The organism is Thermogutta sp., from assembly GCF_039793925.1.
GTDB lineage: Bacteria > Planctomycetota > Planctomycetia > Pirellulales > Thermoguttaceae > Thermogutta.
In genome coordinates this window covers 1-4,285 of record NZ_JBAMME010000268.1, presented here as the reverse complement: position 1 = coordinate 4,285, position 4,285 = coordinate 1, and the positions used below count along the sequence as shown (strand labels likewise).

Annotated in this window: 8 protein-coding genes; all 8 read left to right on the top strand. The window is 58.5% G+C overall.

Annotation, left to right across the window (positions count from 1 at the left end; genetic code table 11):
• The first annotated feature begins 232 nt into the window (after nt 1-232).
• Complete coding sequence (locus tag ABJK56_RS13405) at nt 233-478, top strand: hypothetical protein (protein ID WP_347245175.1); 246 nt, start codon at nt 233-235, stop codon at nt 476-478.
• A 16-nt stretch (nt 479-494) separates the two neighbouring features.
• On the top strand, nt 495-1,448 hold the full coding sequence (locus ABJK56_RS13400) for a hypothetical protein (RefSeq protein WP_347245174.1): 954 nt from the start codon (nt 495-497) through the stop codon (nt 1,446-1,448).
• Nucleotides 1,423-1,836, top strand: a complete 414-nt coding sequence (locus ABJK56_RS13395; RefSeq protein ID WP_347245173.1) for a RusA family crossover junction endodeoxyribonuclease — start codon at nt 1,423-1,425, stop codon at nt 1,834-1,836. The genes ABJK56_RS13400 and ABJK56_RS13395 overlap by 26 nt, the downstream gene beginning before the upstream one ends.
• A gap of 2 nt (nt 1,837-1,838) precedes the next feature.
• On the top strand, nt 1,839-2,072 hold the full coding sequence (locus ABJK56_RS13390; protein ID WP_347245172.1) for a hypothetical protein: 234 nt from the start codon (nt 1,839-1,841) through the stop codon (nt 2,070-2,072).
• On the top strand, nt 2,069-2,341 hold the full coding sequence (locus ABJK56_RS13385; protein WP_347245171.1) for a hypothetical protein: 273 nt from the start codon (nt 2,069-2,071) through the stop codon (nt 2,339-2,341). Before ABJK56_RS13390 ends, ABJK56_RS13385 begins: the two co-directional genes overlap by 4 nt.
• Before the next feature lie 257 nt (nt 2,342-2,598).
• On the top strand, nt 2,599-2,913 hold the full coding sequence (locus ABJK56_RS13380; protein WP_347245170.1) for a hypothetical protein: 315 nt from the start codon (nt 2,599-2,601) through the stop codon (nt 2,911-2,913).
• Nucleotides 2,906-3,493, top strand: coding sequence for a hypothetical protein (locus tag ABJK56_RS13375; protein WP_347245169.1), 588 nt, complete (start codon nt 2,906-2,908; stop codon nt 3,491-3,493). Before ABJK56_RS13380 ends, ABJK56_RS13375 begins: the two co-directional genes overlap by 8 nt.
• A partial coding sequence (locus tag ABJK56_RS13370; protein WP_347245168.1) for a hypothetical protein occupies nt 3,490-4,285 on the top strand: 796 nt, incomplete at its 3' end. The genes ABJK56_RS13375 and ABJK56_RS13370, both read left to right, overlap by 4 nt.

Sequence of the window (4,285 nt, the reverse complement as noted above, 5' to 3'; positions counted from 1 at the left end):
ACCCTCACGCCCGGGAAACCGTCACAGCGTGGGCCCTTGGTCTATTCAGTTGTCCTGGGGCGAATATTTCCAAGAAGACCATTGACGACCTGTTCGACTACTTAGAGGAAAACTGGCCGCTCCAGCGGCCGCTATTTCCGAGGCCGAAGCTGAAGTTGTGGTGAGGAAAGCAAATGAAAAAAAGGACTTGTGGGACTATGTATGATATCGGTGGTAGAAGAGGAGACACGCGATGCTGTATGACATTGATTTCGCTGATGAGACATTCCATGGAAACATTGAGAAATCGGCACAACAACGCTGGCCTGCATGCGAATTGCGGCGAATCAGGCGACCGGGGAGAGGCGGACACTATGTGTTTTCAATCGGTGCGTTTAAAGATGGTAAATTGATTGCATACGCAAAAGTCAATCGGCGCGGTGCTGTCTACTGGTACCAGCCTTGGCCGACCGAAACATGGGAAGTGGAAATTGAGTAATGAACGGATGTAGACGATGGCGGGGGATTGGATTAAATGGTGCAAAGGACTCCACCGGAAAAAAGAGGTCATTGGAATTGCTGCCCGCCTCGGAATCACGCCGGTTCACGCGGCCGGATTATGCATGGTGTTTTGGGAGTGGCTCGACGATAATATTTCCGAAAAGGAGATCGACGAGAGTGGCAACGCCCATTTGAATCTCGGCGCTCTTGAACCCGCATTTATCGACCGCTTGGTTGGGGCCGATGGGTTCGCCGCCGCGCTGGCCGCCGAAGGATGGCTGAATATCCGCTTCGGTTCCCTCACGGTTCCGAACTTCACCCGCCACAACCAAACCGGGAAAATCCGGGCACTCAACGCCGAACGGGTCAGCCGCTATCGGGCCAAGTCCCAAAAACCGTGTAATGGTTTTGTAACGCTTGAAGCGTTACAGCCTAATAATAACGACGACGACGTCGTCGAACGAACGAAGGGGAAAGGGGGTATGGGGGAAAGGGGGCCGCCTGCCCATGTAACGCCGCAACCGTTACATGGTGCCTCGGATCCCGACTCGGAGCTGGTGCGGTCGCTGTTCCGCAAGCACGGCCGAGTATGGTGCGGAGGGCCGGTGGCCAAGCGCGACCGTGTCCTGCTATGGCGCGTCTGCCACTTGGCTGCGGCGGGCCTTGACTGGGCCTCTGCGGCTTTGGAGTCGCTCGCACACGCACGGCCTGCGAACCCAGGGGCCTACCTCCAAAAACTGGTTGTGGAATTCGGACCGCGCGACCCCAACGTCGCGGTTGTGTTGGCGGGGATTCCGGTCCCAGAGGATATTTCGGCACCGCCGCGCGCACAAATGCGTGCTAAAGCCACAGAAACGCACGAGACCCCGCTCAGCCCGGAAGAGGGCCGGGCCATGGTGCGCGAAGTAATGGCGATACTTAGACCATCGATAGTAGGCGGAAATGGCCAAAAAACGCAGACGGAGTGACGAAGGAGGTCCCATCATTCTGAGGCTCCCCTATCCCCCATCGGTGAACCGATACTGGCGCAGGCTCGGGAACCGCACCATCCTCTCGCGCGCGGCCAGGGAGTTCCGATCGCGCGTAAAGGACCTCTGGTATGTGCAGAAGTGGGTGTATCGGCGTGAATCGCTCGGCAGTGCGCTAGTGCAAGTTAGTCTAATGATACACCCCCCCGATAATCGCAGGCGCGACCTTGATAACGTCCTCAAGGCGGTGCTGGATGCGATTGAAGCGGCGGGCATCATCGAGGATGATAGTCAAGTGCGCCGGCTGGAGCTGGCGTTCGGCGACTGTGTGGACGGTGGTTCGGTTACAATTACGATAGGACCCATACGATGCGACACCCAATGCTAATTATGCGGCTGGTGGTGGCTGGCTTTGGAGTCGGAGCGTCTTTCCTTTCGGCGCTGGTGATGTTAGGGGTGCTTTTAGAGTCTGGTTTCTTAAAAAGCATTGAGAAAAACGTTGCTGCGCCACTCGATTATGGTATGTACGGCAGCTATCTGGTGGGTTTTTTTGTGAGCCTTTACGCGGGGTGCTTCTTTTTAGAGCGATTGCTGGCCATCTGCGCGGAGTTTGATCGGGGATGAGCATGGATGAGAGCGGACTGGCGGTGCGAGACGTTCAGGCCGCGCAGCTTTTGCTGAGTCGAAAAATCATTGAGCTATATCCGGTCCCGGCGTGTGGGATTACACCCGCCCAATTGCGGGCGGCCGTGGATTTCGCGAAAAAATCCCACCGGATCGCGGCGCTTGTTTGCGAAGATTGCGACCCGGCCGAAAAATATCTGATTATCCGGCTTATCGATGTTCCTCTTTTACTTTCGCTCCTCTATGAATTGATCGCCAATCAGTGCTAATCGTGGCGGCATTTTGGGAGTGGCACTCTTTATACTGCGTGCATGTACGGTTTTCGCGCGCACATTGCCTATTATCTGGCCCGTCAGGGTGTGTCCCGGAGAGCTATTGCCCGGCTGCTAAATCTGGATCGCGGGACGGTTGCCCGGCTGGTGGCGCGTGCGGTGGTCACTCGCCCGGTGCTGGTACTGTCCTGGTGTAATCGATGCCGCGCATGGGTGCGGTGGCCTTGCTTGAAGTGCCGACTGGAGAGTGAGAAATGAGACTCATCGAACTGTTACGACTGTTGCGGAGCATCCTTAAAATCCCAAGTATTGAAGATGAGGAGGGCCTGCGCACATTTCTCACCGACCTGTTTGACGCACTGGCCGTCCTGGCTAGCTACACGCCGACAAAAGCCGATGACTTGGGGGCCGCGGCTCTCCGGGCCATCGTCACGAACGATGCCACTTGGGCGGCATTTTATCGATTGATCAAGTTCGCTCAGGGGGCAGATGACATTCCCTCCCTGGTGGCGGCAACTGGACTCGGAGAGGATCAGCTCTTAGCTTTAAGGGACGCCATCCATGCATAGATTGATGTGCAACCTTTTCCTGGTTTTGGCTGTGGTGTGGCCGGGCGGCCAACTTATCTCGGGGAGTGAATTGAAACTGGAAAAGAGCGGCAATGCCGTGGCGATCACGGCCGACGGCGCCGCCGACATCAACGTGGTTCCGATGGGGGACGGCCGCTGGGCCATCGTGTTGGCGGTCGGTGATCCGCCCCGGGTGGAAATTGTCTATCTGGCCGTCCAGCCGGGTCCTGGACCAGCTCCGCCGCGGCCGGAGATACCAGAAGCGCAGCGGCTGGCCTGGGAGTGGCTTTCTAGTGTGTCGGAACAAGCGCGTAACAGGGCGGGTGCGCTCGCGGATGCTTTTCGCAGTGTTGCAGAACGGATTGAAAAAGGGGAACTCACGGATCCGGGTTCCATCATTCAGGCAAGTACGCAGGCCAACCGGGCCGCACTGGGAGAGGACCGCAACGCCTGGCTCCCCTGGTTTGAGAGGCTGCGCGAATACATGAACGGCCTAGCGGAGAAGGAACGCCTGAAGAAGGCTGCCGATCACGCCGTGTTGTTTCGACAGATTGCGGATGGGTTGGATAAAAAGCCATGAGCACGGTTCCCCCGGAATCGATCATATATCTGGGCGGGTGGCGGCATGACCAGGAGCTGGTTGACCGCATCTGCGCCGACAACGGCCCCGTGGACCTGTACGCGGCGGCCCCGCATCTCAAGGGCGTGGGGGTCGGAAAGCGCGTGATCTTGCTCAACGCCCTGGCCGACATCGAGGGCGGCTGGAAACCCTACCGCCCGCAAACGCGGGGAACATGCGTGGGCCGCGGGGGCGGTCGGTCATGCGACATCCTGGAGGCGCTCCAGGCGAAAGCCGGCGCCGAGTGGAAGGCGCGCATTTCCTCAGAGATTGTGTATGGGTTCGCTCGGGTTGAAATTGGGGGACGCCGCATCCGGGGGGATGGGGCGGTGGTGGCCAACGCGGTCGAGGCGGTGCGCCGGCTGGGTGTTCTCCCGCGTGGTCGGTACCTGGTCAACGGCAAGGAATACGTCATTCCGCCACAAGATGATGATGAGCTGGCGGCCCAGTGGGGTTGGCAGGGCGTCCCCGATGATCTGGAACCGCTGTGCCAGAAGCATTTAGTGAAAACCTGGGCGCCGGTGCAGAATTACGAACAGGCCCGGGACGCGATTGCGGCTGGGTACGTGGTCTGGTTTGGGACGTCCCAAGCGTTTTGGCGTGGGCTACCGGCTAAACGTGACGAAAAAGGTTTCTTGCGGGCGCAAGGCGTGACGGCCCATAGCTGGATTGCGGTAGGGGTTGATGACAATGCCCCGCATCCGCACCTAATCCTGGATAACCGGTCATGGGGCGACGGATGGGTGACCGGTC

What these genes read in the sequence shown, in the direction of transcription:
- ABJK56_RS13390 (WP_347245172.1), top strand. Translation starts at nt 1,839, where the DNA reads ATGCGGCTGGTGGTGGCTGGCTTTGGAGTCGGAGCGTCTTTCCTTTCG.
- ABJK56_RS13405 (WP_347245175.1), top strand. Translation starts at nt 233, where the DNA reads ATGCTGTATGACATTGATTTCGCTGATGAGACATTCCATGGAAACATT.
- ABJK56_RS13380 (WP_347245170.1), top strand. Translation starts at nt 2,599, where the DNA reads ATGAGACTCATCGAACTGTTACGACTGTTGCGGAGCATCCTTAAAATC.
- ABJK56_RS13375 (WP_347245169.1), top strand. Translation starts at nt 2,906, where the DNA reads ATGCATAGATTGATGTGCAACCTTTTCCTGGTTTTGGCTGTGGTGTGG.
- ABJK56_RS13395 (WP_347245173.1), top strand. Translation starts at nt 1,423, where the DNA reads ATGGCCAAAAAACGCAGACGGAGTGACGAAGGAGGTCCCATCATTCTG.
- ABJK56_RS13385 (WP_347245171.1), top strand. Translation starts at nt 2,069, where the DNA reads ATGAGCATGGATGAGAGCGGACTGGCGGTGCGAGACGTTCAGGCCGCG.
- ABJK56_RS13400 (WP_347245174.1), top strand. Translation starts at nt 495, where the DNA reads ATGGCGGGGGATTGGATTAAATGGTGCAAAGGACTCCACCGGAAAAAA.